Origin of the sequence: Sorangium sp. So ce1036, from assembly GCF_051369805.1 — a bacterium.
Taxonomy (GTDB): Bacteria; Myxococcota_A; Polyangia; order Polyangiales; family Polyangiaceae; genus Sorangium; species Sorangium cellulosum_F.
Map to the genome: position 1 here is coordinate 3,198,787 of NZ_JBBMOX010000001.1, position 23,832 is coordinate 3,222,618.

Annotated in this window: 21 protein-coding genes; 15 read left to right on the forward strand and 6 right to left on the reverse strand. The window is 73.6% G+C overall.

The genetic code is table 11. The annotated features are described in order from the left end of the window. Positions 1–15: 15 nt before the first annotated feature. From WMF31_RS12310 to WMF31_RS12325, 4 genes are all read left to right on the forward strand, one after another. Positions 16–1,800 (forward strand): DEAD/DEAH box helicase, encoded by a 1,785-nt coding sequence (locus WMF31_RS12310; RefSeq protein ID WP_436602125.1) that lies wholly within the window; start codon positions 16–18, stop codon positions 1,798–1,800. Positions 1,801–1,889: 89 nt separating this feature from the next. Then, the gene (locus WMF31_RS12315) at positions 1,890–2,330 is read left to right on the forward strand and encodes a DUF4398 domain-containing protein (protein ID WP_436602126.1); all 441 of its coding nucleotides are present in this window, start codon (positions 1,890–1,892) and stop codon (positions 2,328–2,330) included. Positions 2,331–2,346: 16 nt separating this feature from the next. Then, entirely contained in the window at positions 2,347–3,297 is a 951-nt protein-coding gene (locus WMF31_RS12320; protein ID WP_436602127.1) for an OmpA family protein, read from the forward strand. Positions 3,298–3,897: 600 nt separating this feature from the next. Further along, entirely contained in the window at positions 3,898–4,566 is a 669-nt protein-coding gene (locus WMF31_RS12325; protein ID WP_436602128.1) for a hypothetical protein, read from the forward strand. Positions 4,567–4,788: 222 nt separating this feature from the next. Here WMF31_RS12325 and WMF31_RS12330 read toward each other — a convergent pair whose 3' ends face one another. Both WMF31_RS12330 and WMF31_RS12335 read right to left on the reverse strand, forming a co-directional pair. After that, positions 4,789–5,550 carry an SDR family oxidoreductase gene (locus WMF31_RS12330; protein ID WP_436602129.1) on the reverse strand — a complete coding sequence of 254 codons (762 nt, stop codon included), beginning with the start codon at positions 5,548–5,550 and terminating at the stop codon, positions 4,789–4,791. Positions 5,551–6,151: 601 nt separating this feature from the next. Beyond that, positions 6,152–7,408, reverse strand: a complete 1,257-nt coding sequence (locus WMF31_RS12335; protein WP_436602130.1) for an SLC13 family permease — start codon at positions 7,406–7,408, stop codon at positions 6,152–6,154. 254 nt (positions 7,409–7,662) lie between these two features. On the opposite strand from WMF31_RS12335, the gene WMF31_RS12340 reads away from it, so the two are divergent. From WMF31_RS12340 to holA, 3 genes are all read left to right on the forward strand, one after another. Next, on the forward strand, positions 7,663–8,007 hold the full coding sequence (locus WMF31_RS12340) for a hypothetical protein (RefSeq protein WP_436602131.1): 345 nt from the start codon (positions 7,663–7,665) through the stop codon (positions 8,005–8,007). After that, on the forward strand, positions 8,004–8,186 hold the full coding sequence (locus WMF31_RS12345) for a hypothetical protein (protein WP_436602132.1): 183 nt from the start codon (positions 8,004–8,006) through the stop codon (positions 8,184–8,186). Before WMF31_RS12340 ends, WMF31_RS12345 begins: the two co-directional genes overlap by 4 nt. A 69-nt stretch (positions 8,187–8,255) precedes the next feature. Next, complete coding sequence (gene holA / locus WMF31_RS12350) at positions 8,256–9,329, forward strand: DNA polymerase III subunit delta (RefSeq protein ID WP_436602133.1); 1,074 nt, start codon at positions 8,256–8,258, stop codon at positions 9,327–9,329. Between the two features lie 162 nt (positions 9,330–9,491). Here holA and WMF31_RS12355 read toward each other — a convergent pair whose 3' ends face one another. Then, positions 9,492–10,175, reverse strand: a complete 684-nt coding sequence (locus WMF31_RS12355) for an HAD family hydrolase (protein WP_436602134.1) — start codon at positions 10,173–10,175, stop codon at positions 9,492–9,494. Positions 10,176–10,335: 160 nt separating this feature from the next. Here WMF31_RS12355 and WMF31_RS12360 point away from each other — a divergent pair, with 160 nt between their 5' ends. From WMF31_RS12360 to ribA, 8 genes are all read left to right on the forward strand, one after another. Further along, positions 10,336–10,680 (forward strand): hypothetical protein, encoded by a 345-nt coding sequence (locus WMF31_RS12360; protein ID WP_436602135.1) that lies wholly within the window; start codon positions 10,336–10,338, stop codon positions 10,678–10,680. Then, on the forward strand, positions 10,602–10,895 hold the full coding sequence (locus WMF31_RS12365; RefSeq protein ID WP_436602136.1) for a Uma2 family endonuclease: 294 nt from the start codon (positions 10,602–10,604) through the stop codon (positions 10,893–10,895). Before WMF31_RS12360 ends, WMF31_RS12365 begins: the two co-directional genes overlap by 79 nt. Positions 10,896–10,955: 60 nt before the next feature. Then, positions 10,956–12,251 (forward strand): efflux RND transporter periplasmic adaptor subunit, encoded by a 1,296-nt coding sequence (locus WMF31_RS12370; protein WP_436602137.1) that lies wholly within the window; start codon positions 10,956–10,958, stop codon positions 12,249–12,251. Further along, positions 12,248–15,439, forward strand: a complete 3,192-nt coding sequence (locus tag WMF31_RS12375) for an efflux RND transporter permease subunit (protein ID WP_436602138.1) — start codon at positions 12,248–12,250, stop codon at positions 15,437–15,439. Before WMF31_RS12370 ends, WMF31_RS12375 begins: the two co-directional genes overlap by 4 nt. A gap of 9 nt (positions 15,440–15,448) precedes the next feature. Next, positions 15,449–15,718, forward strand: a complete 270-nt coding sequence (locus WMF31_RS12380; protein ID WP_436602139.1) for a hypothetical protein — start codon at positions 15,449–15,451, stop codon at positions 15,716–15,718. A gap of 263 nt (positions 15,719–15,981) precedes the next feature. Beyond that, the gene (locus tag WMF31_RS12385; RefSeq protein WP_436602140.1) at positions 15,982–16,173 is read left to right on the forward strand and encodes an addiction module protein; all 192 of its coding nucleotides are present in this window, start codon (positions 15,982–15,984) and stop codon (positions 16,171–16,173) included. Positions 16,174–16,572: 399 nt separating this feature from the next. Then, positions 16,573–18,375: an acyl-CoA dehydrogenase gene (locus tag WMF31_RS12390; protein WP_436602141.1), complete on the forward strand. Its 1,803-nt coding sequence runs from the start codon at positions 16,573–16,575 to the stop codon at positions 18,373–18,375. Positions 18,376–18,749: 374 nt separating this feature from the next. Then, a complete protein-coding gene (gene ribA / locus WMF31_RS12395) occupies positions 18,750–19,442 on the forward strand; it encodes a GTP cyclohydrolase II (RefSeq protein WP_436602142.1) in 693 nt (230 codons plus the stop codon). A 39-nt stretch (positions 19,443–19,481) separates the two neighbouring features. Here the strand turns inward: ribA and WMF31_RS12400 are convergent, their stop codons facing one another. The 3 genes from WMF31_RS12400 to glmU all read right to left on the reverse strand — a co-directional run bounded on the left by WMF31_RS12400 (position 19,482) and on the right by glmU (position 23,587). Then, positions 19,482–20,423 carry a response regulator gene (locus WMF31_RS12400; protein ID WP_436602143.1) on the reverse strand — a complete coding sequence of 314 codons (942 nt, stop codon included), beginning with the start codon at positions 20,421–20,423 and terminating at the stop codon, positions 19,482–19,484. Further along, positions 20,420–22,039, reverse strand: a complete 1,620-nt coding sequence (locus WMF31_RS12405; protein ID WP_436602144.1) for an ATP-binding protein — start codon at positions 22,037–22,039, stop codon at positions 20,420–20,422. The genes WMF31_RS12400 and WMF31_RS12405 overlap by 4 nt, the downstream gene beginning before the upstream one ends. Before the next feature lie 123 nt (positions 22,040–22,162). Next, complete coding sequence (gene glmU / locus WMF31_RS12410; RefSeq protein ID WP_436602145.1) at positions 22,163–23,587, reverse strand: bifunctional UDP-N-acetylglucosamine diphosphorylase/glucosamine-1-phosphate N-acetyltransferase GlmU; 1,425 nt, start codon at positions 23,585–23,587, stop codon at positions 22,163–22,165. Between the last annotated feature and the right edge of the window lie 245 nt (positions 23,588–23,832).

Here is a 23,832-nt window from a genome sequence, read left to right on the forward strand (position 1 = left end):
GGTTGCGCGGCTTTCATGAATCCCGACCCAATGCTCGACGCCTTGCCCGCGCCGCTCGCGGGCGCGCTCGCCCGCCGCGGCTTCACCTCCCTCACGCCCGTTCAACAGGCCGTCCTCGCCCCCGATCTCGACGGTCGGGACCTCCGCATCTCGTCGCAGACCGGCTCCGGCAAGACCGTGGCCGTCGGCCTCGCGCTCGCCCCTCGCCTGGAGCGCGCCCTCGCCGGGCGCGCGGCCGCGGCCGGGCCCGACGGCGCGCCCCGCTCCGCGGCGGCCCCGGCCGCGGTGATCATCGCCCCGACGCGCGAGCTCGCCGCCCAGATCGCCGGCGAGCTCGGCTGGCTGCTCGGGCCGCTCGGCGCGCGCGTCGCGTGCGTCACCGGCGGCACGAGCTTCGGCGCCGAGGCGCGCTCGCTGCGCCGCGACCCGCTCGTCATCGCCGGCACGCCCGGCCGCCTGGTCGACCACCTGGAGCGCGGGACGATCGATCCCCGCGGCGTCGTCGCCCTCGTCCTCGACGAGGCGGACCAGATGCTGGACCTCGGCTTCCGCGAGGAGCTCGAGGCGATCGCCGGCCGGATGCCGGAGCAGCGCCAGACCCACCTCGTGTCGGCCACCTTCTCGCGCGAGGTCCGCGCGCTCGCCGATCGCTTCCAGCGCGACGCGGTGAGCGTCGAGGGCACGCGCCCCGGCGCGGCCAACGGCGACATCGCGCACGTCGCCCACCTCGTGCTGCCGCACGAGCGCGACGCGGCGCTCGTGAACCTCCTGCTCCTCGCGCCCGGCGAGCGCACGCTCGTCTTCGTGCGCACGCGCGAGGGCGCCGCGGAGCTCGCGGACAAGCTCACCGCCCTGGGCCTGCCCGCGCGCGCCCTGAGCGGCGACCTCGAGCAGCGCGAGCGCACGCGGACGCTCGACGCGTTCCGCTCCGGCGCGATCACCACCCTGGTCGCGACCGACGTCGCCGCGCGCGGCATCGACGTGCCCGACGTCGGGCGCGTCATCCACGCCGACCCCCCGGGCGATCCGGAGATTTTCACGCACCGGAGCGGGCGCACCGGGCGCGCGGGCCGCAAGGGGACGAGCGTGCTCCTGGTCGCGCCGTTCGCGCGCGAGCACGTGCTGCGGCTGCTCCGGCGCGCGCGGGTCGAGGCGACGTTCCGGCCGGTCCCGTCGCCCGCCGACGTGCTGCGCGCCGCCGACGAGCGGTTCGCGGCCGAGCTCGCCGCGGCGCGGGGCTGCGGCGCGGGCGAGGCGCAGGGCGCGGGCGAGGCGGGCCCTGCGCGCGGCCCCGGCGAGGCGGGCTCTGCGCGCGGCGCTGCCGGCCCCGCGCCCGACGCGCGGCTCCGGGAGCTGGCCGAGCGCCTGCTCGCGGACATGGACGCGACCGAGCTCGTGGCGGCCCTCCTCGCCCGCGCGAAGCACGTCGGCCCCTGCGCGCCGCAGCCCGTCACCGCGGTCGCCCCGCCCCGGTCGCCCCGGTCCGAGCCGCCGCCGGCGCGGGCCCGCTCCGCCGCTCGTCGCGGCGACGCCGAGCACGCCCCGCGCTTTCCCTTCGTGCCCTTCCAGGTCAACTGGGGCGAGCGCCACGGCGCCGACGCCCGGCGCCTGCTCGCCCTCGTGTGCCGCCGCGGCGGCGTGTCGAGCCGGCAGATCGGCGCGATCCGGATCGGCAGCACCGCGTCGGTCGTCGAGGTCGCTTCCCCCGCGGCGCCCGAGTTCGCGCGCGCCGTGACCAGGCCGGACGCGCGCGACGCGCGGATCCGCATCGTCCGCGCGAGCTCGGCGCGCGTCGAGTAGCGCGGGGCTCCGCGCCGACCACCACCCGCCGGGAATGTCGGGGGTTTTCCTGATTTCTCGGCCGCCTCCAGGTGTTGTACAAAGTCCGGGTGAACCGAAGCCCGAACCACACACCAGCCAACCGCCGTCCCGCGAGCCTGGTCGCGGTGCTCGCCGGACTGCTCGGTCTCGCCGCGGTCGGGTGCGGTGGCAGCTTGCCCCCGCCGAACGACCAGCTCGCCGCCTCACAGGCCGCGATCCGCGCGGCCGAGGAGGTGGGCGCCGAGTCCGATCCTCAGGCCATGCTGCACCTGAAGCTCGCCCGCGAGCAGATGGAGAAGGCCAAGGCGCTGATGGAGGCGGAGGACAACGAGGCCGCCCAGCGCGTGCTCCAGCGCGCCGAGGCGGACGCCGAGCTCGCGCTGGCGATCGCCAAGCAGCGCGCCACGGAGGCCGAGGCCGAGGAGGCGACGGCGCAGGTCGAGAAGCTGGAGCAGGCCGGGGTCGCGGCCCCCGACGAGGAAGAGGCCCCCGAGGGAGAGGCCCAGTGAGGCGGGAGGTGACGTGATGCGTTCGAGATCCAGGAAGCTGTCGCTGCTGCGCCGCCCGATCGCGCTCTGCGTGGTGCTCGCCGCCGCGTCGGGGTGCAGCGCGACGCTCCCCCCGAAGGAGCTCGTCGAGGCCCGCGCCAGCTACGCGCGCGCGAGCCAGGGCCCCGCGACGCGCCTCGCGCCCGCCCAGCTCGACACCGCGAAGCAGGCGCTCTCGCGCGCCGAGGCGGCGTTCGACGAGGAGCCCGAGGCCCAGCGGACGCGCGATCTCGCCTACATCGCCGACCGCAAGGCGCGGCAGGCCGAGGCGGCCGCGGGCTTGCAGCAGGCGCAGCGCGACAAGGCCGACGCGGAGCGAAGCTACAGGGAGCTCACCCAGCAGCAGCTCGAGAGCGCGAAGGACGCGCTGCAGAGCGGCCAGCAGCAGATCGAGCGGGAGCGGCAGGCGCGCGCCCAGGCCGAGCGGGCGCGCACCGAGGCCGAGAAGGCGCGCACCGAGGCCGAGAAGGCCCGCAAGGAGGCCGAGGAGGCGCGGCGCGAGGCCGAGCGCGTCGCGAACGCGGCGCTCGCGAGCCTGAAGGAGGTCGCCGCGGTCAAGGAGGAGAAGCGCGGCGTGGTCATCACGCTCTCCGGCGCGGTGCTCTTCGCGTCGGGCAAGTCGGAGCTCTTGCCCATCGCCAAGGAGAAGCTCAACCAGATCGCGACCACCTTGAAGGACCAGGGGTCGCCGCCGCTGCGGATCGAGGGCCACACCGACTCGACCGGCTCTTCCCAGGCGAACCGCACGCTCTCGCTCGCGCGCGCGGACTCGGTGAAGCGCCACCTCATCAGCGTGGGGCTCCCCGCGGACAAGATCTCGACCGTCGGCCACGGGCCGGACCGCCCCGTGGCGGACAACTCGAGCCCGGAGGGCCGCGCCAACAACCGGCGTGTCGAGATCATCGTCAATCCCACCACGAAGCAGTGAGGCTCCCTGCCTCCACGCTCCCCTGACATGACATCGCCCCCTGCCCGCCGGCGCGACACCGGATCTCCGGGCAGTCCTTCCTCGCGGTCGAGGATCCCTGGAGCCGCCTCTCTGGATCCGGGGTAATCCCGGGCGCGCGGAGCGCGACCGACGTTGACCTCGATCCGGCCACCCGGACCGGGAAATCCCGAGGCCGCGGCGGCGCCAGCGCCCACGGAGCCGGCTCGGGTGGCATGGGTATGCCCTTGGCGTAAGCGCGCGAATCGGGCAGCGCTCGGCGCATCCAGAGGGGTCGGACTGCGCGCTCCCTGCGGGCGCTTCGTGGACGTACGGTAGTGTCCAAGACACATCTTCATCGCTGACGTGTGTCGATGACGCACTGAAATCGACGTGGACCGATCGCTGCATTGCGTGGGGACGTGTCGGTGTTTGGACGCGTTGGTATATCGACCCATGGGGGGACTCATGCGCACGTACAGAGCTATCCTGAACCTACCGATTGCGGTCGTATTGGCCTGGTCCCCGTGCGCGGCATCCGCCGCTCCTGCCCACGCGGCGTTCGCCGCTGCTGCCCGCGCGGCGTCCGCGGTCGCTGCGTGCGTGGCGTCCAGGAGCCACGGAGCCTCGCCGGTCAGCGTGCAGGCGGATCCGGGCGGCGGCGCGGCGGGGGATCGCGAGCGGGTCATCCCCGTCCATGAGCTGCCGGTGCCGGTCCGCGCGGCGCTGGCGAGCCTCGGAAAGGGCATCACCGTCCTGGAGGTGAAGGAGAGCGTCGACGGCGGCCGCGTCACGTACGAGATCGATCTCGTCGAGGGGAACGTCTATCGCGAGGTGGAGCTCGACGCCGCGGGCAACGTGATCGGCGGCGAGGTCGAGGCCTGGATCGTGGCGTTCGACAGCGTCCCCGAGCCCGCGCGCAGGGCGATCGAGAGGGAGGCCGCGGGCGGGGCGATCCTGGAGGTGCGCGAGGAGGAAGAGGAGGACCTCGGAGAGACCGTTTACGAGGCCGTCCTCTGGAAGGGGGCGCGGATCTACGCGCTCCGGATCGACGCCCGCGGCGCGCTGATCGAGCGGGACATCACGCTGGAGATGCTGCCGCCGGGCGCCTACCTGACCCTCCTCCACGCGGCCCAGGGCGGCTCGATCGTGGAGCTCGACGAGGAGCTGCACGACGGGCGGCTCTCCTACGAGGCGAACCTCGTGATCGGCGACGTGGAGCTCGAGATCTCGGTCGACGCCGACGGCAACCTCGTCGAGCTGGACTGCTAGCGCTGCTGCGGGAAGTCGGGCCGAGAGGCGAACCGCCATGACGCCAAGGGCGCCAAGAAACCAGGGAAGTAGAAGGGGAGAATGGAGGGACAACCCTTCCCCCTCTCTTCTTGGCGTCGCTGGCGCCCTGGCGGTTCTTCTGCTGCTCCGGGGCAACTTCCCGCAGCAGTGCTAGGCCCCACAGGGGAGAGGGAAGAGGACCGCGCGCCCCCTGGCACGACCTCAGGCGAGGGTCCTGCCGCCGTTCACGCTGAGCTTCTGGCCCGTGATGAACCTCGCGGCGTCGGACGCGAGGAAGGCGACGGCCTCGGCCACGTCGGCCGGCTGGCCCATGCGGCGGAGCGGCACGCCCGCCGCATAGGCTTCCTTCTGGGCCTCGGTGCGGCCCTCGGCCGCGTGGCGCTCGGTCGGGATCCAGCCGGGCGCCACGAGGTTGACGGTGATCCCCCACGGGCCGAGCTCCAGCGCCCAGGAGCGCGTCAGGCCGAGCTGCGCGCCCTTGGCCGACACGTAGCTGGAGAACTCGGGGACGCCCTGCTCGAAGACCTCGGACCCGATCTGGATGATCCGGCCCGCGCGGCGCTCCTTCATCCCGGGGACCACCGCCCGCGCGAAGAGGACCGGGCTCTTCACGAAGAACTCGAGCTGATCGAGGCAATCCCTCCAGGTCAGGTCCTCCACCTTGACGTACGGTTGCGGGCCGGTCGCGTTGAGCACGAGGGTATCGAGGGGGCCGAAGCGCGCCCGCACCTGCTCCACGAGCCCGGCCACCTCCTGCTCGTCGCGCACATCGGCCATGAAGGCCTCGGCCGTGCCGCCGTCCCGGCGGATGTCCTCGACCACGCGCCGCGCCTTGTCGGCGCTGCCGAAGTAGTTGACGGCGACCCGCGCGCCGCACGCCGCGAGCTTGCGGGCAATGGCCTCACCGAGGCCGCGGGAGGCTCCGGTGACAAGGACGACTCGTTCCGACAGATCATGTGCCATCAAGGCCTCTCCGGGGGCTGGGACCGCGGTTCGCTCGCCGCCGCGAAAGAGAGCGGCGCGCGCAGGCGCGCCTCCGGGAGCGTCCCGTCGGCGCAATGCCGCGCCCATTCACACGCAGCGGATCGAGGTCGGTCAAGGGACGTGTCAACGAGCGAGATCCAGCAATACAATACTTTTCCGTTCCATTCGCCTGGGCGATACCGGGGGATACCTGATTTTTGCGGAGCGTTGAGGGGCTGGCGACGCATTGCGCTACTGCACAAACCCCGGCCGTCGTATGCTGGACCACATGAATCCGCACGCGATGCGACGAGCTCTGCAGCCCTTCCTTCTGCTCCTCATGGGCCCCGCTTTCTGTACTGCCGTGGGGATCACGATGCTCCACGCGTGGCTCGACGTCCGGCGCAGGTCCCCGGTGCGGCACCTGACGCACGCCGCGGCGCGGCATCGCCGTTCCCGCGAGCGTGGGCACGCGTCGCTCTGAGCGCGACCGGGGTGCATCACGAGGGCGGCGGCGACACCCGCGCGCGCCGCGGCCCCTCGGGCCGGCGGCGGCGGCGGGCCCGGAGCGCCGCCGCGCCGGCGGGCGCCGCGATCCGGCTCAGCGTGCGAGCAGGAGCCAGAGGAGCGTCGCCGCGCACGAGGCGAGCGTCACCGGGACACCCACCCTGGCGTACGAGCGAAAGCCGATCTCGCGCTCGGCGCCCACGGTCTCCACGACGATGATGTTCGCCACCGAGCCGAGCAGCGTGAAGTTGCCGGCGAGGGTGGAGATCAGCGCGGTCGCGATCCAGGCGAGGTGCGGATCGGGCTGGCTCTGGATGTACGACTCCGCGAGCAGGATGAACGGCACATTCGAGACGATCTGACACCCGACGAGCAGGGCGAGGCTCAGCCCGACGACGCCCAGCGTCGGCCCCGAGGGCAGGAGGGGGCTCATGGCGCGCAGCGCCTGCTCGGGCATGCCGGTCTTCTGCAGGCCGGCCACGACGATGAAGAGGGCGCCGAAGAACAGGAGCACGGGCCACGAGACCCGGGCGAACAGGCCGCCCGCGTCGCGCCGGTGCAGCAGGATGGCCGCGGCCGCGCCGCAGATCGCCGTCCACGCCAGGTTGGCGCCGAGCACGAACAGCACCGACACGACCGCGAGGCAGGCGAGGGGCACGAGGGCGCTCGGCCGCCCGCCCGACGGCGGCGCGGGCTCCCACACGGGCTCGATCGCGGGCGGGGCGGCCCGCGCCGCGATCCGGCGCCGGAGCAGGAGGTGCAGCGCCACGGCGGTCACGGCGAGCCCGATCAGCGCGGCCGGGCCCGCCTCCAGCAGGTAGTCGCGGTAGGAGATGCCGGAGAGGTGGCCCACGAGCATGTTCTGCGGGTTGCCGGCGAGCGTGAGCGCGCTGCCGGCGTTGGCGCCCATGGCGAGCGCGAGGAGGTAGGGGATCCGATCGAGCCCCGCGCGCCGGGCGGTCCTGTCGACGAGCGGCGCGAGCATCACGCAGACCGAGTCGTTCAGCAGCACCGCCGAGGCGAGCCCGGAGCCGAGCGTGACGACGTAGAGCAGGCGGACCGGCGACAGGTCGCGCCGCGCGACCCACGCCGCCGCGCGCTCGAACACCCCGGTCGCGTCGAGCGACGCCGAGAGCAGCATCATGCCGAGCAGGAGACCGATGGTGTTCGGCTCGATCGCGGCGAACGCCTCGTCGGGCGTCAGGCCGGCGCCCGGGATCAGCGCGCTCAGGAGGACCATGCCGCACGCGCCCGCGAGGGCGCCGGCCGACCGGCCGATCGGGAGGATCGCGAGGCGCCGCGCCGCGATGAGGATGTACGTCGCGACAAATACGAGGAGGACGGGCCACACGGCGCGGCATCAGAGCGGCAGGGGCCACGCGCGTCAAACGGCGGCGGTGCCCGCGCCCACGCCGGCGGCGAGGCGAATGTCTCCCGCGCCGCCGTCACCTCACCGCCGTGACCACCTCACCGCCGCGGCCGCCTTACCGCCGCGGCTGCCTCGCGCCGCGGCCGCCTCGCCGCCGGCGCGCATTCCGGCTAAGGCACGAGGGCCGTGGATCGGCCCCGTCGCGGCGCTCGCCCGGGCGCCGCCGGATGCAAGGCATGGGCAAGCAGCTCTCGACCCCCACCGCGATCCTCCTCGGCAGCGCCATGATCGCCGCCGCGGTCTACCTGGGCCTCCGCCACGGCCCGGCCGAGCGCGCCCCGGCGCCGCCTGCGGCCGGGGAGGAGGCGCCGCCGCGGCGGGGTGAGCCCGGCGCGGCCGTCGCGCGCCCGGCCGTCGCGCCCGCGGCGCCGGCCGACGAGGGCGCTCGACCGGCCAGCGCGCCCGCGGTGCCGCGCGACGAGGTCGCGCGGCACCGCGGGCGCTCGACGCCCATCGCGCGGCGCTCCGGTCGCGCTGCTACGCGCCGGCGGTCGCGGCGCAGCCGGAGCCGCGCGTCGTGAAGTACGTCTTCAATTTCACCTTCGACGCACGAGGCCGGCAGCTCGCGCGCGGCCTGATCGAGGACCGGGAGACCTCGCGCCCCGAGGTCACGGCCTGCCTCGCCGCCGCGCTCCCGCCGATCGCCATTCCGCCTCCCGGCGCGACCGTGCGCGTCGACGTCCCGTTCTCGCTGCCGTGAGCCGCGCCCCTCCGCCCGGGCGCGCGCGTCGCGCTTGACGCACCCGCCTTTCCACCCGATGCCGGAGCGGTGACGCCGGACCAAGCCTTGAAGGAAGCGGCCTCGGGCGCCCTTCGCCCGGTCTACCTCGTTCTGGGAGAGGAGCGCTGGCTGGTCGATCGCGTGGTGAACGCGCTCCGGGAAGCCGCGGCGAAGGGGGGCATCGCCGGCTTCAACGAGGACAAGTTCCTCGCGGGCGACGCGCCGATCGAGTCGATCCTCGGCGCCGCCCGCATGCTCCCGATGATGGCCCCGCGCCGCTTCGTGCTCGTCCGCGGCGTCGAGCGCTGGGAGAAGAAGGACGACGGCGGCGACGAGGGCGGCGGCGCGGAGGAGCGCGCCGGCGCGGGCGGCAAGCGGGGGGCGTCGAGGCAGGCGAGCCCGCTCGACGCGCTCGCGGAGTACGCCAAGGCGCCCTCGCCGAGCGCGGTGCTCGTGCTCGTGGCGACGAAGCTCCACGCCCAGCGCCGCCTCGTCACGTCGGCCAAGAAGGGGGAGTTCCTGGTCGCGTGCGAGCCGCTGAGCCGCCGCGCCCTGCCCGGCTTCATCACCTCCATCGCCCGCGAGAAGGGCAACCCCATCGCGAGCGACGTGGCCGATCAGCTCGCCGAGATCGCCGGGCCCGAGCTCGGTTACGTGGTCGACGCGATCGAGCGGCTCTCGCTGTACGTGGGGCCGAAGCAGCCGATCACCGAGGACGCGATCGCGCAGGTCGTCATCCGCGTCCGGCAGAGCACGGTCTGGGAGCTCATCGACGCGCTCGGCAGGCGGCGCCTCGACCGCGCGCTCGCGGTGCTCGCCGACGCGTACGACCCGCGCGACGGCGGGCTGCGCCTGCTCGGGGCGGTCTCGTGGTCGGTCCGCCAGATGGTGAAGTTCGAGTCGGCGCTCGCCGCGGGCGCGAGCCAGGCCGAGGCGGCGCAGCGCGCCGGCGTGTCGCCCTACAAGGTGAACGACGTGGCGCAGACGATCCGCGGGCTCCCGAGGGGCGCGCTCGCGGGCTGGATGCGCGTCCTGGCCGAGACCGATCTCGCCTTGAAGAGCAGCCGCCGCCCGGCGCAGGCGGTGCTCGAGACGATGCTCATCGAGATGTGCTCGCGCTGAGGGGGCGCCGGGGCCAGGGGGCGGGGCGCCGTGGGGGCTCGCCTCCGGGGCCTCTCGTTCCGGCGAGCCCCTGTCGTGGCTCGCCTGCACGAAAGCCCCTCCGGGGAGCCCCCACGGCGCCCCGCCCCCTGGCCCCGGCGCCGGGTGGGGGTGGGGGTGGGGTCAACCGAGCAGCGCCTCGAGCGCACCCTCCGCGCCGAGATCGCCGAAGAGGTGCGTCGGGGCGCAGGCGGCGAGCGCCGCGACGTCGTAGCTGCCGGTCGCCACGGCGATCGACTCGGCCCCGATGGCCTGGGCGGCCGCGATGTCCTTCGGCGTGTCCCCGATGACCACGACGCGGCACGCCTCGGGCGGCGCCCCGAGCACCGCCGCCCCGCGCGCGGCGCCGATGCGCAAGAGCTCGTCCCGGCGCTCGTGATCGCAGCCGAAGCCGCCGAACGCGAACCTCTCGTAGATGCCGACGCGCGTGAGCTTCGCCTGCGCCCCCGCGCGGACGTTGCCCGTGCCGAGGCCGACGGCGCAGCGCGCTCGCCGGGCGGCGGCGTCGAGCGCCTCGAGCACGCCGCGGTGGAGCCGGGTGTCGCCGGCGGCCAGCATCTCCTCGGCGAGCAGCTCGACGTAGATCGCGAGGAGCGCGTCGATCGCGTCCTCGGTGGCGTCGTGCCCGATCGAGAGGAGCCCTGCCCGCAGGATGGCCCGATCGGTCATGCCATCGAACGAGAACGCCGCGCACGCGTCGCGGCGGCCGGCGTGCCGATCGAACGCGCGCTCCATGGCGCGGCGGCCCGCGCCGCCGGTGGAGAGCAGGGTGCCGTCGATGTCCCAGAGGAGGACGGTGGGGCGCATGCCCCGCAATCGTAGATGCGTCCCGGCGGGAGGGCGAGGGCGGACGCGCCCCGGCAAAAGAGCGGGCGCGGCGGCGGTCGGAGCGATCCCGGGCCGCGGCAGCGCACGCACGGGTGTCTACTCCCCGCGCGCCGCGCTATCCTCGGGCGAGGCCCGCAGCATGAGCAACGCCGCAGCGCGACAGGTGGGAATGACGTTCGAGGCCGCCGCGCGGCTCGACCCGGACGAGGCGCCTGGCGAGCTCGACGCGGGGAGGTGGGTCCCGGTGACGAGGAGGACCTGGCGACACGGCAAGATCGCCGGCAACGCGTACCTCCTGCTGCGCCTCTATGCGCGCGCACATCCCGGCTGGAGCGTGGCCGTCGGCGATCCCGGCACGAAGCTCGGCCACGATCCGGACACGCTGCGCGGCCCCGAGTGGCCATCGTGCGCGCCGAGCGAGAACCGCAGGGCCGCGGCGCCGACGGGTGGCTCGAGGGGGCGCCGGACGTCGCGGTGGAGGTGATCGGCGACAGCCAGTCCGCCTCCGAGCTGGCCAAGAAGGCGCTGGAGTACCTCGCGGCGGGCGCGAGGATGGTGTGGGTGCTGGATCCGGAGCCGGCGCGGCTCATGGTCTTCACGCCCCCCAACCACCTCCGCGTGCTGGGGCGCGATGAGCTCGTCGACGGCGGCGACGTCCTGCCGGGGTTCTCCTGCAAGGTGGCCGACCTGTTCGAGTAGCCCCGCGCCCGGCCCGAAGCGCGCGCCCTCGCCCGCGAGTTGCGCTAAGCCTTCGGCTCGATGGTGCTCCAACGGATCCGCATCGCCGCGCTCGCCCTCGTCGCGGGGCTCGCTTTCTTCGGAACTCCAGCGTGCAAGAGGGGCGAGGCCACGCCCGAGCAGGGGCGCAGGCAGGGGAAGCAGGCGATGAGCTTCCCCGTCGAGGTCGTGCCCGTCACCGCGGAGCGGGTCGAGTACGCCGTGCCGGCCGTCGGCACGGTCGACGCCTTCGAGCAGGTGCAGCTCACCGCGCGCGTCGCCGGCGTCGTCGAGGCGGTGCGGTTCATGGAGGGCGACGAGGTCAAGGCGGGGCAGGTGCTCGTCGAGATCGACCCGGCGCGGTACAACCTCGCGGTCCGCGCGGCGCGCGCCACGCTCGACCGCGTGACCGCCGCGCAGGCCGAGGCCGCCGCCGGGCTCGAGCGGCGCGAGGCCGAGGGCGCCGAGGGGGTCTTCAGCAAGGAGGAGATCGCGTCCTGGCGCTCGAAGGCGGCGACGACCGCGGCGCAGGTCGCCGAGGCGAAGGTCGCCGTGGACCAGGCGCTCCTGAACCTGCGCGACGCCTACGTGCGCGCCCCGATCCAGGGCAAGATCCAGACGCGCACCGTGCAGACCGGCCAGCACGTCGCGGTCGGGACGGTGCTCGCCACGCTCCTCCGCCGCGACCCGCTCCTGCTCCGCTTCCAGATCCCGGCTTCCGACGCGCCGCGCGTCCGGCCCGGCATGGAGGCGCGCTTCACGGTGAAGGGCGACGCGCGGACCTTCACCGCGAAGCTGACGCACGTCGCCGACGCGGCCGACCCGGCGACGCGCATGGTCGCCGTGACCGGCGAGGTGCAGGGCGAGGGCAAGGACGCGCTCCGCCCCGGCACCTTCGCCGAGGTGACCGTGCCCGTGGGCGCGAGCGGCGACGCGCCGGTCATCCCGCTGACGGCCGTGCGGCCCAGCGAGCGCGGCTTCCTCGCCTACGTGGTCGACGGCGACGTCGCGCGCGAGCGCGTGCTCTCGCTCGGGCTGCGCACGGCGAACGGCCGCGTCGAGGTCATGTCGGGGCTGTCGGTGGGCGAGCGCCTCGTCGTGCGCGGCGCCGAGGCGCTGCGCGACGGCGCCAAGGTCCGCGTCAGTCCGCCCGGGAGCGTGCCCGGCGCCGCGGCCGGCGACGGCGCGGACGCCGGCGAGGCGCCGCCCTCGCCCCCCGGCGCCGCGCCGCCGACCGTCCCCGCCGCCGCCTCGTCGCCGGCCTCGCCCCCCGGCGCCTCGTCGCCGGCCTCGCCCCCCGGCGCCACGCCGCCGGCCTCGCCCCGGAGCGCGCCGTGAGCCTCACTGAAGCTTGCCTCAAGAAGCCGGTCTTCGCCTGGATGCTGATGGCGGCGACCATCGTCTTCGGCCTCGTGGCCGCGTCGCGCATCGGCATCAGCCAGTTCCCCGACGTCGACTTCCCCACCATCTCGATCTCCGCCACGCTCGAGGGCGCCGCCCCCGAGATCATGGAGCACGACGTCGTCGAGCCCATCGAGGAGGCGGTCGTCCAGGTCGAGGGGATCCGGTCGATCACGTCGACGTCGCGCCAGGGCAGCGCCTCGGTCACGATCGAGCTCGATCTGGAGCGCGACGTCGACGTCGCGCTCCAGGACGTGCAGACGAAGATCTCCCAGGCGCAGCGGCGCCTGCCGCCCGATCTCGACCCGCCCGTCGTCTCCAAGCGCAACCCGGAGGACCAGCCGATCATGTGGGTCGGCCTCTCCGGCCCCTTCTCTCCCCAGCTCATCGCCGACGTCGCGCGCTACCGGCTGAAGGAGAAGCTCCAGACCGTGCCCGGCGTCGGCGAGCTGATGCTGGGCGGCTACCTGGAGCGCAACGTCCGCATCTGGATCGACGCCGATCGCCTCGCCGCCCACGGGCTCACCGTGGTCGACGTGACCCAGGCCCTCGGCCGCCAGCACATCGAGCTCCCCGCGGGCCGGATCGAGACCGAGGGGCGGGAGCTGAACGTGCGGGTGCTGGGGGAGGCGCTCGACCTCGAGATGTTCCGGAAGATCGTCGTCCGCGAGGGCGGCCCGCCGGGCGCGACCGGGGCGGCCGCGGGCCCCCCCGGGGCGGCCGCGGGCCCGCCGTCGTCGGCGCGCGCCACGGTGTACCTGGAGGACGTCGCGCTCATCGAGGACGGCTTCGAGGACGTCCGCCGGCTCGCGCGGGTGAACGGCGAGCCCGCGCAGGGCCTCGGCGTCAAGAAGCAGCGCGGCTCGAACGCGGTCGAGGTCGCGAAGGGGGTCCGGGCGGCGCTCGCCGAGGTCGAGAAGACCCTGCCCGAGGGGATGACCGTCGGGGTCAACTTCGACTCGACCAAGTTCATCGAGGAGTCGGTCCACGAGATCGAGCTCGAGCTCGGCATGGCCGTCGCGCTGACCGCGCTCGTCTGCTGGATGTTCCTCGGCTCGCTCTCGAGCACGCTCAACGTCGTCCTGGCGATCCCGATGTCGCTGCTCGGCACGGTCGCGGCGATCTACTTCCTCGGCTTCACGCTGAACACCTTCACGCTGCTCGGGCTCTCGCTCGCCGTGGGCATCGTCGTCGACGACGCGATCATGGTGCTCGAGAACATCCACCGGCACGCCGAGGGGGGGAAGGACCGCGTCCGCGCCGCCCGCGAGGGCACGGCCGAGATCACCTTCGCGGCGCTCGCCGCGACGCTCGCGGTCGTCGCGATCTTCATCCCGATCGTCTTCATGGACGGGATCGTCGGCCGGTTCTTCCTCCAGTTCGGCGTGACCCTGTGCATCGCGGTGCTCCTCTCGTACCTCGAGGCGATCACGCTCGCCCCGGCCCGCTGCGCGCAGATCCTCGACGTCTCGCGCGAGGGCCGGAGCCGCCTCGGGCGGCTCGTCGACCGCGGCTTCGAGGCGCTCGCGCGCGGCTACCGCTTCCTCCTGGCCCGGGCGCTCCGGTTCCCGCTCGCGGTCGTGGTGCTCGGCGCGGCCCTGTTCGCCGCCTCGATCGTCACCCTGCAGCGGCTCCCGACGGAGTTCGTCCCGTCGCAGGACCAGGGGCGCCTCCTCGTCCGCCTGCAGACGGCGATCGGCTCGGACATCGCGGAGACGGACCGGCTGTTCCAGCGCGCCGAGCGGTTCGCGAACGAGCATCCGGCCATCGAGCGGGTGTTCGTGGTGGTCGGCGGCTTCGGCGGCGGCGCCGTGAACACGGGCGTGCTGTTCATCACGATGAAGCCCGGCGACGAGCGGACGCTGTCGCAGGCCGGGCTCCAGGCCGAGCTCCGCAAGGAGCTGAACAGCTACCCTGGCCTGCGCGCGGTGGTCCAGGATCTCTCCCAGTCCGGCTTCACGGCCCAGCGCGGGTTCCCGGTCGAGTTCTCGGTGCGCGGCCCCGACTGGGACGAGCTCACGCGGCACAGCGAGCGCATCCGGACCGAGCTCGCGCAGAGCGGCCTCGTCGTGGATCTCGACACCGACTACCAGCTCGGCATGCCGGAGCTCCGCATCGTGCCGGACCGGGCGCGCGCGGCGGACCTCGGGGTGAGCGTCGAGGCGATCGCGACGACGCTGAACACGCTGATCGGCGGCGGGCGCGTCGGGAAGTACAACGACGACGGCCGCCGCATCGACGTCCGCGCGCGCCTGCTCGCCCACCAGCGGAGCCGGCCCGAGGACCTGGCGCGCATCCAGGTGCGGAGCGCCTCGGGCGCGCTGGTCCCGCTGACGTCGGTCATCACGTACGAGGAGCGCCCCGCGCTGCAGGCGATCACGCGCCGCGACCGCGAGCGGGCGATCTCGATCTACGGCAACATCGCGCCGGGGCGCGCGCAGGGCGAGGCGGTCGCGCGGGTCGAGGAGCTCGGGCGCGACCTGCCGCCCGGCTACCGCGTGGTGCTGGGCGGCGCGAGCGTGACGTTCCGCGAGTCGATGGGCGGGCTCCTCTTCGCGCTCGTGCTCGGGATCCTGGTCGCCTACATGGTGCTGGCGTCGCAGTTCAACTCGTTCCTGCACCCGGTGACGGTGCTGACGATCCTGCCGCTGTCGATCGCGGGCGCGGCGTTCGCGCTGCACCTGACCGGGCACACGCTGAACATCTTCAGCATGATCGGGATCCTCCTGCTCATGGGGATCGTGAAGAAGAACTCGATCATCCTCGTGGATTACGCGCTGGAGGTTCGAGGCGGGCACGGCAAGGGGGAAGGGGAGGCGCTGGGCGCCCGCGAGGCGATGCTCCGCGCCGGCCCGGTGCGGCTGCGCCCCATCCTGATGACGTCGACCGCGACGATGATGGCGGCGGTCCCGGCGGCGCTGGCGCTCGGCCCCGGCTCCGAGATCCGGGCCCCGATGGCGGCGGCGGTGATCGGCGGCCTGGTCGTCTCGACGGCGCTGAGCCTCCTCGTGGTGCCGGCGTTCTACGTGGTCGCGGACGACCTCCGGGCGCGCCTCGCGCGGCTCCGGCGGCGGGGCGGCGAGCACCCCGTGGCGCCGGCGCACCCGGCCGCGCCCGAGGGCTAGCGTCGGTCGTTGAGCTCGCGCTCCGGGAATGCAGAGATAGACCCGCGTCGCCTCAATGAGTTTCTGGCAAAGCAGTTTGCTGAAGACCAGCTCGAGCAGATGGCAAAGTGGTTCAAGGAGCAGCTTCAACAAGAGAGACCGCGCAATTCTGTGCGATCTCGGGACACAGCCCAACGCGGCGCTGGTGCTGACCGCGCCTACCACGCGGCAGCACGCCGCCAAGTCGTCAGCCAGCCCAGCTTCGTTGATCTGCTGAAGGCGATCTCGACGCCGAGATGACGCGTATCGCAGCACGGTCGGAATCCGGGGGAGCGACGCACCGACCTCGACGCCAGGGCCGCCTTCGGGTCCAAGTGGAACGTCACCGGCGGGCGCTGCGGTGCCGGATCGGCGTGACGGTGCCGCGGCGCGTGGCTCGCCGTCGGCGCCGCTCGCTCTTGACCGCGGCGACCAGGCGCTGCGCCGCTGCGGGCCCCTGGGGTATCCTGCTGACCACGGAAAGAGCCATCCAGAACCCGCCGCCTGGCTTCGACGAGCTCACCGTGAACGAGCAGATCGAGTACGTCCAGGCGCTCTGGGAGCGGATCGCGGCGAGGGAGGACGATGTGCCGGTACCCGAGTGGCACAGCGCCGAGCTCGGCCGTCGGCTCGCCAACTACGAAGCAGCACCGGACGCTGGCCGGTCCTGGGGAGAGGTCGAGGCCGACCTTCGTGCGAGCCTCGCGACCGGCTGACGACGGGTCCCCGGCCGGCTGACGATGGCTCGCGGCCGGCTGACGACGGGCCTCCGGCCGGCTGACGATGGCTCGCGGCCGGCTGACGATGGGCCTCCGGCCGGCTGACGATGGCTCGCGGCCGGCTGACGACGGGCCTCCGGCCGGCTGACGATGGCTCGCGGCCGGCTGACGATGGGCCTCCGGCCGGCTGACGATGGCTCGCGGCCGGCTGACGACGGGCCTCCGGCCGGCTGACGACGCCCTCCGCCGCGATGCCGGCGGCTTCGCCCGCTGCGCCGTCACGATCCCGCGGCGCGCGTCCGCCCAGCCCACGCTCGCCGGACCATGGCCGGGACAAGACCTCGACATCCCGCTTCATCGGCGCCTGGCGTTGCGCCAACATCGGCGAGGCACCCCATGACCGCCCCGCAGAACCCCCTGCTCAACGACCGCGACGTCGACTTCCTCCTCTACGAGGTGCTCGACGCGCCCCGCCTCTGCGCGCTCCCCCATTTCGCCGATCACGCGCGCGACACGTTCGATCTCTACCTCCAGAGCTGCCGGCGGTTCGCGCGGGAGGTGCTGTTCCCGACCTACCGGCCGGTGGACGAGGCGCCGCCCCGCTTCCAGGACGGCGCGATCTCGGTGCACCCGCTGCTGAAGCAGGTCTTCCAGCCGATGGTCGACCTCGGCGTGCTCACCGCGGCGCGGCCCGCCGCCGTGGGAGGCCAGCAGCTCCCGCTCGTCGTGGCGACGCTCGCCGGCGCCTACCTGATGGCGGCCAACCTGAGCGCGTGCGGCTACCTGGGCCTGACCACGGGGGCCGCGCACCTCATCGAGGCGTTCGGCGACGACGCCCTGAAGACCACCTTCATGACCCGGATGTACGCCGGAGAGTGGACCGGGACCATGGCGCTCACCGAGCCGCAGGCGGGCTCGAGCCTGGCCGACGTGCAGGCGCGCGCGACCCCGACCGACGCCGGGCACTACCTCGTCCGTGGGTCCAAGATCTTCATCTCGGGCGGGGATCACGACCTCACGGAGAACATCGTCCACCTCACGCTGGCGCGCATCGACGGCGCGCCGCCCGGCATCAAGGGGGTGAGCCTGTTCGCGGTGCCCAAGCGGCGGATCGAGGAGGGGCGGCTCGTCCCGAACGACGTGGAGGTCGCGGGCATGATCCACAAGATCGGCTGGCGCGGGCTCCCGAGCCTCTCGCTGAGCTTCGGGGAGAAAGACGACTGCCACGGCTACCTCGTGGGGCGGCCCCACCAGGGCGTCGCGTACATGTTCCAGATGATGAACGAGGCCCGGATCATGGTGGGCGTCAACGCGGCCGCGACCGCCTCGGTCGCCTACCACGAGGCGCTCGGCTACGCGCTCACCCGGCGGCAGGGCCGGCCGCTCGGCGCGAAGGACCCGACGGCGCCGCAGGTGCCGATCCTCGAGCACGCCGACGTGCGCCGGATGCTGCTCCGGCAGAAGGCCATCGTGGAGGGCAGCCTCGCGCTGGTCGCCACGACCGCGCGCTGCGCCGATCTCGCCGCCCACGCCGCGGGCGCGGAGGAGCGCGAGCGCGCGGCGCGGCTGCTCGACCTGCTCACGCCGATCGCCAAGACCTTCCCCGCCGAGAAGGGGTTCGAGGCGAACGCCCTCGCGATCCAGGTCCACGGGGGGTACGGCTACTCGAGCGAGCACCTGCCGGAGGCGTGGCTCCGGGATCAGAAGCTCAACACGATCCACGAGGGGACGACCGGGATCCAGAGCCTCGACCTGCTCGGCCGCAAGGTCGTGGCCGGCGGGGGCGCGGCGCTCGCGGCGCTCGGCGAGGAGATCCAGCAGGCGATCGGCCGGGCGGCGCGGGCCGGGGTCGAGCCCGCCTGGGGCGAGCGGCTCGCCGCGTCGCTCGCGCTGCTCGGCGAGCTGACGGCGCACCTCGGCGGGGCGGGGATGCGCGGCGACGTCGAGGGGATGCTGCGGCACAGCGCGGACTACCTGGAGCTCACCGCCGTCATCGTGGTCGCCTGGCAGTGGCTCGCGATGGCCGCGGCCGCCCGGGAAGGGCTGGCCAGGGGCGCGCCGCCCGCCGGCTTCTACGAGGGCAAGCTCTGCGCGGCGCAGTACTGGTTCGCGACGGAGCTGCCGCGCGTCGAGGCGCTCGCGGCGCTCTGCCGATCCGGGGAGGACTCGTACGCCAGGATGCAGCCGGCGTGGTTCTGAGGCGCCGGCGCTGGCACCTCCGGCGCCCCGGGGGAGGAGCGCTCGGCCGCCGGGTGGACGTCGCGGAGCGCCGGCGCTGGCACCTCCGGCGCCCCGGGGGAGGAGCGCTCGGCCGCCGGGTGGACGTCGCGGAGCGCCGGCGATCCGGCGCCTCACGGGGGAAGGGGCGCCCCGCGACCGTGGCGCCGTGCGATGGCCCCGGAGTGTCCCCAGGGCAACAACCTGGAGAGCTAACCTTGTCTCGGCTCCGCGCTTACGCTACCAGATCGATGCCCCGAAACACGGCGGCTGGACATAACAGAGCGCAGCGGGCGGCTCGATGCGTCGCCCGTTGCATGACAAGCGACCCGAGACTCCTCCACCAGGAGAGCGAGATGCACGTCCCGACGACGGCGATCCGGCCTCAGCTCGATATCCGCGCGCAGGCGCCCGTGCCCACGAAGCACGGCACGTTTCAGATGTTGGTGTTCCGCTGGGGCGGTGCGACGAGCTCCGAGCAAGGGCTCTCGCCCGATCACGTCGCGTTGATCATGGGGGACGTGCGCGGCAAGTCCGACGTCACGCTCCGCGTCCACTCCGAGTGCCTCACGAGCGAGGTGTTCGGCTCCCTGAAGTGCGACTGCCGCGAGCAGCTCGAGGCGGCGCAGGCCGAGATCGGCCGCTGCGGCCTCGGCGTGGTGCTCTACCTGCGGCAGGAGGGGCGCGGCATCGGGCTCGCCAACAAGATCCGCGCGTACCAGCTCCAGGCGTTCGGCCACGACACGGTCGACGCGAACCGGCTCCTCGGGCTGCCCGACGATGCCCGCGGCTACGAGCCCGCGGCCGCGATGATCGAGCACCTGGGCATCGAGTCGATCCGGCTCATGACGAACAACCCGGACAAGGTCGAGGCGCTCCGCGCGCTCGACGTGCGGATCTCCTCGCGCGCGCCGGCCATCATCCCGGCCAACCCCTTCTCCGCGCCGTACCTCGAGGCGAAGCGCCTCCGGATGGGCCACGCGATCCCGTCGCTGCGCGACGGCGCGCTGGGCGCCGCCGCCTCCGCGGCCAGCAGCGACGCCGAGTGAGAGCAAAGGCCGCGGGGTAGCGGTTTTTGCTCGCTCGGATCACGAAAGCCCGTCGCCCTCCCGCGCGGTCGCACCCATGACCGCGCGGCGGTGCAGCTCCTGGAGCGCCTCGCTCCGATCTCGCCGCTGGACCAGATCGTCGAGATCGCCGGGCCCGATCAGCACCACGAGCAATCCCTTCTCTGCCTTGCGGAGCTGCAGCTGGCGCACGGTGTCCGCAATGCCTCCCGGGGCGACGAGCAGCGCCAGCCGGCAGCGATCGAAGCGGCCTTCCATCTTGGCCCAGAGATCCCGGAGCTCCTTGCTCCCCACGTGCTTCGACCAGTTCTTGCACTCGACCAGGAAGTAGGACGACTCCTTCTGCCAGAACGGGTCCGTGGACCTGTTCTGGACGATGATGTCGATCTCCTCGACCTCGTTCCGGATCCGGGTGTCCAGGCGCTCGAAGCCTGGGACCGTCTTGAGGAGCAGCGCCATGAGGCGCTCGAGCAGGATGCCTCGCCGGTTCGGATCGCGTTCCGTCTGCGCGGCCGTCCACGTCGCCCGGATCGCCTGCTCCGTCTCGTCCGTCTCCAGCGTCGCGAGCCACCGTTCCCGGACGGTCTCCATCGCGTTGCGCACCTTGACCCGCAGCAGCGCCTCGAAGACGGCGGTCTTCTCGAGGTAGTCGTAGGCACCCTCGCGGAAGGCGCGTTCGACCGCCTCCCTGGAAGCGTAGGCGGTCACCAGCAGGACCTTGGCGCCGGGCGCGCGCCGGCGGGCCTCGTCGATGAGGCCCAGGCCCGTATCCGGGCCGCCTGGGCCCTGGAGCTTCTGGTCCACCAGCACGACCGCCCAGCCCGGCTCGTCGAGCCGGCGCAGCGCGTCGGCGTGGGTGGTGGCGGTCTCGACGGCGTGACCCTCGGCCGCGAGGAGCTCCTCGTAGGTCTCCAGGAAGGCCGGATCGTCGTCCACAATGAGGATGCGTCCGTCGCCGCTCATGGGGTCCTTCCTCTCTGCAGCGGTATCACGATCTCGAAGCGGGCGCCTCCGAGCGGGCTCTCCATGCACGCGACGGACCCGGACATTTCCCCCTCGATGACCTGGTGGACCAGCGCCAGGCCTTGCCCGCTGCCACCCGCGCGCAACGCCACCCCGGGCTCGAAGATGGCGCGGCGTTGATCAGGCGGTACGCCGGGGCCGTCGTCGTCCACGCGGAGGGCGAGCGCGTCGTCCTTCAGCTCGAGGGAGACCTCGACGATGCCGTCCCGCCCCGCCACGGCCTGCGCGGCGTTCCGCAGCAGGTTGGTGATGGCGAGGATGAACCGACCGCGGGGGCCGACGACGGCCGGCGCTCCCTCGAGCGGCGCGCAACGAAGACCGCCGTTCAGCTCCGCGGCGAGGCCCGCGATGGCGTCCCGGAGCGCGGCGGCGACGTCGAAGGGCGCCGCCGGTTCCACGCCGAGGTTGGCGACCCGGAGCATCTCGTCCGCGAACGCGAGCGCACGGTGGATGCCGGCATCCACGCGGCCGCGATGACGCTGGAGCGGCTCGCCGTCCATCGCGTGCCCGAGCTCCCTGACCAGGCGGGACAGCGCGATCTGGGCGGGAACAAGCGCGTTCCGGATCTCGTGCACGACCATCCGGGCCTGGAGCGCCGTGGCGGCTGCCGCGCTTTCCCGGAGCGCCCGCGCTGGATCCGGGCGGATGCTGTCGAGCGCGAGCGCGACCTCGTCCCGCAGCAGCGCGTCGGCGAGCACCGCGAACGGCGTCGCGCGCTGCTCGGCGATGTCCTCCAGGAGGGGCCGGGCCCGATCGAAGACGGTGTAGGACCAGCCCCTGAACCCTCGCTCGAGATCCTGGCCCTGGTACTGGAGCAGCTTTATCGCACCGAGGCGGCGAACGGTGGCCAGCGAGAAGGGCCATGAGCCATCGAGCAGCTCGTCCACATCCACCTCGCGCTGTGGCTCCTTGAGCAGCTGCGCGGCGAGCTCCGGGGAGATTCGCCATTCGTCGACGGGCCCGAGCGACTGGGCGGCCTCCAGCGCCAGGAGCCAACGCACTGCGTCGAGACCCGGGAGGCTGAGGAGCGTGGCGCCGCTCCTCGTCAGCGTGTACCGGTCGGCGTGCTTCCGGGTCGCCCGGATCTCGAAGGCGTAGCGCGCTGGCGACTCCCACCCGTACCGCTGCTGGGAGCGCTGCAGCCGCGCGCACGCAGCCTCGGCGATTCTGCCGATCTCTTGATCGAGGCCGGGGGCACCCGAGGTGTCCTCGGCACCGATACCGAAGCTGATCGCGACGTTGACGAGCTTTCCGAGCTCGTCCGCGGACGCGTCCGGCACCAGCGACTCGACGAGCTGATCTGCGACCTCCTCCACGAAGGTCGGCAGGTCCGATCGCATGGTGTAGAGGAGCTGATCCTCCTTGCGCCACATGTCCAGCTCCCACGGCGCTGGCGGCGTGTCGCCGGCGCGCGCCCCCCTGGAGGCCACGACGCGCTCCCACGCGGCGGCGAAGTGACGCCGATGCGCTGCGAGATCGACATGGACGGCGGACAGCCCACCCGGCGCGCGCGCGACGCGCTCGAGGTAGCTCCGGAGCCTCTCTAGGTACCCCATGGCCGTTACATCAGGCGCGCCGGCAGCCCCGAGTCAACCACAGTCGACGGACCGCCAGGGTCGAGCGACGGCGCCTGCCACGCGTCCTTCGCGGCCCTGCCGGCGAGCTCGGTCAGCGAGGACCTACTTCTTCGCCGCGTCCTTCAGCCGCGCCTTCAGCTTGCCGGCGTAACCCTCCTTGTTCTCCTGCTTCACCCGGCCGATCGCGAGCGCGTCGTCCGGCACGTCGCGGGTTACGGTCGTGCCCGTGGCCACGTAGGCGCCCGCGCCGATCTTCACCGGGGCGACGATCTGCGAGTCGCTGCCGATGAACGCGCCGGCGCCGATCTCGGTCCGGTGCTTCCGGAAGCCGTCGTAGTTGCAGAGGATCGTCCCGGCGCCGACGTTCGCGCCCTCGCCGATGTCGCCGTCGCCGAGGTAGGCGAGGTGGTTCGCCTTCGCGCCCCGCCGGACCACCGTCTTCTTGGTCTCGACGAAGTTGCCGACGTGGGCGTCGGCCTGGATCTCGCTGTCCGGGCGGAGGTGCGAGAACGGCCCGATCTGCGCCCCCGCGCCGATCGTGGACCGCGAGGCCACCGAGTACGGCTTCACGAGGGCGCCCGCCTCGACGACCACGTCGGTGAGGACCGAGCCCACGTCGATGCGCGCGCCCGCGCCGATCCGGGTCGCGCCCCGCAGCACCACGGCGTGCTCGATGACCGCATCGGGCTCGATGACCACCCCCGCGTCGATCCGGGCGCTCGCCCGGATCGTGACGCCGCCCTTGCGCAGCCGGTCGGCGATGCGGCCGTAGAGCACCTCCTCGGCCGCGGCGAGCTGCGCGCGATCGTTGATGCCCACGAGCGACCCGACGTCGTCCGCCACGACCGCCGCGGCGCCGCCGGCCCGGGCCGCCTGGGCGACGACGTCGGTCAGGTAGAGCTCGCCCTGCGCGTTGTCGGTCGTCAGCGCGGCGAGCGCGCGCTCGAGGAACGCGGCGCGCGCGAGGTACACGCCGGGGTTCACCTCGGTGATCGCGCGCTCCGCGGCGCTCGCGTCCTTGTGCTCGCGGATGCCCACGACGCGGCCCGCGCCGTCGCGCAGGATCCTGCCGTACCCGGTCGGATCGGCGAGCTTCGCGGTGAGCAGCGCGAGCGGCGCGTCGCCCGCGGCGTCGAGGGCCCCGCGGAGCGACTTGAGCTGCTCCGGATCGAGCAGCGGCGTGTCGCCGCACAGGATCAGCACCGCCTCCGCGCCCGGTGCGAGGTGCGGCATCGCGCAGCGCACCGCGTCGCCCGTGCCGCGTTGCTCGGGCTGGAGCGCGGTGCGCACGTTCTTTCCCTGGGCGCCGAACGCCCTGTCCAGGGTTGCCGAGACCTCGGCGCGGCCGTGGCCGACCACGACCACCACATCCGAGGCGCCGGCGGCCAGCGCGGCATCGACGACGTGGTGGATCATCGGCCGGCCGCAGAGCTCGTGGAGCACCTTCGGCCGGGTGCTCTTCATCCGGGTCCCTTGTCCGGCAGCGAGAACGACAGCGGTGAGCGGGGCTTGGTGGGCGGTCGCCATCGCCGCACAGCCTACCCCCGGAGACCCGCCGTCGTCCCCGTCGCCGTGCAGAGGATGCGCTGCGGACGCAATGCGTCATCGGCTTCGGGGGCGCGTCAACGGCTCCCAGGGCCAGCGCCGGCGCGCTCCGGTGCGCACGTCCTTGGCCACCGTGGCCCGCGCGGCCCGCGCGGCCCGCGGGCCGCGCCGGAGCGAAGTCGCTACGCACCTGGAGCGGAATAGTATACCCTGGCGGCTTCCTGGGG

Bases quoted from the DNA above. Each gene is read 5' to 3' on its own strand.
- WMF31_RS12310 (WP_436602125.1), top strand. From the start codon at position 16: ATGAATCCCGACCCAATGCTCGACGCCTTGCCCGCGCCGCTCGCGGGC.
- WMF31_RS12370 (WP_436602137.1), top strand. From the start codon at position 10,956: ATGGTGCTCCAACGGATCCGCATCGCCGCGCTCGCCCTCGTCGCGGGG.
- WMF31_RS12405 (WP_436602144.1), bottom strand. From the start codon at position 22,039: ATGGGGTACCTAGAGAGGCTCCGGAGCTACCTCGAGCGCGTCGCGCGC.
- glmU (WP_436602145.1), bottom strand. From the start codon at position 23,587: ATGGCGACCGCCCACCAAGCCCCGCTCACCGCTGTCGTTCTCGCTGCC.
- ribA (WP_436602142.1), top strand. From the start codon at position 18,750: ATGCACGTCCCGACGACGGCGATCCGGCCTCAGCTCGATATCCGCGCG.
- WMF31_RS12340 (WP_436602131.1), top strand. From the start codon at position 7,663: ATGGGCAAGCAGCTCTCGACCCCCACCGCGATCCTCCTCGGCAGCGCC.
- WMF31_RS12360 (WP_436602135.1), top strand. From the start codon at position 10,336: ATGAGCAACGCCGCAGCGCGACAGGTGGGAATGACGTTCGAGGCCGCC.
- WMF31_RS12330 (WP_436602129.1), bottom strand. From the start codon at position 5,550: ATGGCACATGATCTGTCGGAACGAGTCGTCCTTGTCACCGGAGCCTCC.
- WMF31_RS12400 (WP_436602143.1), bottom strand. From the start codon at position 20,423: ATGAGCGGCGACGGACGCATCCTCATTGTGGACGACGATCCGGCCTTC.
- WMF31_RS12390 (WP_436602141.1), top strand. From the start codon at position 16,573: ATGACCGCCCCGCAGAACCCCCTGCTCAACGACCGCGACGTCGACTTC.
- WMF31_RS12320 (WP_436602127.1), top strand. From the start codon at position 2,347: ATGCGTTCGAGATCCAGGAAGCTGTCGCTGCTGCGCCGCCCGATCGCG.
- WMF31_RS12355 (WP_436602134.1), bottom strand. From the start codon at position 10,175: ATGCGCCCCACCGTCCTCCTCTGGGACATCGACGGCACCCTGCTCTCC.